This window comes from Paenibacillus sp. Y568 (assembly GCF_059445545.1).
In genome coordinates, this window is sequence record NZ_JCAIUM010000045.1 from 1 (window position 1) to 1,892 (window position 1,892).

At 35.2% G+C, this 1,892-nt stretch carries 2 protein-coding genes; both read left to right on the forward strand.

Translation table 11 applies throughout. The features are described 5' to 3' along the window. Positions 1 to 313 precede the first annotated feature (313 nt). On the forward strand, positions 314 to 838 hold the full coding sequence (locus AC1D7X_RS25650; protein WP_495454692.1) for a P-loop nucleotide/nucleoside kinase family protein: 525 nt from the start codon (positions 314 to 316) through the stop codon (positions 836 to 838). A gap of 380 nt (positions 839 to 1,218) precedes the next feature. Continuing rightward, on the forward strand, positions 1,219 to 1,677 hold the full coding sequence (locus tag AC1D7X_RS25655; protein ID WP_495476422.1) for a hypothetical protein: 459 nt from the start codon (positions 1,219 to 1,221) through the stop codon (positions 1,675 to 1,677). The last annotated feature ends 215 nt before the right edge of the window (positions 1,678 to 1,892 follow it).

Sequence of the window (1,892 nt, forward strand, 5' to 3'; positions counted from 1 at the left end):
AGGAACTTATGATCTAGTACATTCTGTTAGAGGGAACGCGGAGTGCTGGGAAACTAGCACGCTCCGTGTGGAGCAGGGGAAAAGCTGGAGATCGCATCAAAGGCTTACCTATTGCTACCTTTAGTTGAATGATACACATTAATGAGCAGGCGCTACGGTAGCCTGCTGTTTTCATTGAAGTAACGGGCAGGTTAACGCAATAACAATACTGTTCGGACAACACCGATGCCGATACACAAAAGTACAATTATATTGAAGATATTTGCTATAATATTTACCAAGAAGAAATAATTTTCTTGGGAAGGTGCTTGATATGCAAGACAAACTAATTTATCTCATTTCGGGTCCGCTAGGAGTTGGGAAATCAACGATATCAAAAGAACTTGCAAGAAATATTAAGCAATGTGTACTCATTGAAGGTGATGATTTACTTAATATGTTTAAGGGAGAATCACAACCTTCATGGGAAGAACGATTGAATTTAACATGGAAAAACATCCTTGCTTTAACAAGGAATTTTATTCTTAATGACTTAAATGTAGTTATTGATTTTGTAGTAGAAGATGAGCTTGATTGGTTTTGTAAACAAGTATCGGATTTGAATGTAGAATCAAGATATATAATATTACGAGCAGATAAAGATAAGTTAATAGAACGCCTAAATATCAGAGGGGATATCGATTCATTAGAACGCTCTTTGTTTTTACTGAATAAAATGGAAACTTCACCATCAAACAAACAATTTTTTTATGACACTACTCTAAAGCAACCAAATGAGATAGTACAAGATGTCATCGATGACACTGGATTTAATGTGTTCATTGATACCAGTCGCTGAACTAACGGGCAGGATAGTGGAACCTATACTTGTAACCTTTTTATACTCATTACGTTTAACATATGAAACTAATTTGTGATTACACTTCTAAATATAAGAGGAGGAACATTTATCAATAGTTTATTTTTTAATGTAAATATGATTACAACTACGTTTGCTGCCTTTTTTAAAGACGGGTTATGGGTTTTAGGTTTCTTTTATTTACTAAATAAGACATTTGAAAATAAAAAACTAAAACAATTATCAAAAGTAGCTATTATTATCATGCTAGCTTTCTTATTACTCTATTATATTTCTAGCAGTTTGAGCTTATTGCACTAACGGGCAGGATAGTTCCAATATGTGGTATTCTAAGATACGGGATTTGAACAGGGGGGGCAATGTTGAGGAAAATAACGCATCCAGTTAAGAGTCCATCAAGTATTGGAAGCATCATAGGCATGATTGCTCTTATATTGAGTCAATCTATTCTTGTATTGAGATCAGGGGATAACAGAGATGTATTCTACGTTTCGTTAACAGCGGTTCTTCTATGTTTAGTTGTACTGTTACTTGCATTGTACAGAATATTTTTCAAGAAACCAACCGAGTTAAGCCTATCCAGTGAGCAAATCATATTAAATGGGAATATAATTAATTCGAGGGATATTAAAGTGATTATGATCAGAGGGTACTTTAAACCTGTTATCGGGATATTACCTTACAGGAGGAAAATCGTCCCAGCAGATATGGCATTTAGGTATTCAAAGGATGAGGATAGAGGTATCACGGATTTAAAGAGTTGGGCAAAAATGAATAATGTAAAGATGGTCAATAAATCGTTTCAAACGTGGATATAAGTGTATTCCTAGCACTATTCGGTACGGTCATTATCTTATTCAGAAGATGGGCTTAACTAGGATGACATACTTGTTCGTTACGCTAACGGGATAGTATGACAAGTTCTGTATAAGCGCTTTACAGCGCGAAAAAACAGAGATTTCATGAAATGAAATCTAACTTTACAACCGAGGATGGGAATGACGGAACCATGTATCCTGAAACCATCCCGTCA

Excerpts from the sequence above, each read along its gene's own strand:
- AC1D7X_RS25655 (WP_495476422.1), top strand. The coding sequence starts at position 1,219 with ATGTTGAGGAAAATAACGCATCCAGTTAAGAGTCCATCAAGTATTGGA.
- AC1D7X_RS25650 (WP_495454692.1), top strand. The coding sequence starts at position 314 with ATGCAAGACAAACTAATTTATCTCATTTCGGGTCCGCTAGGAGTTGGG.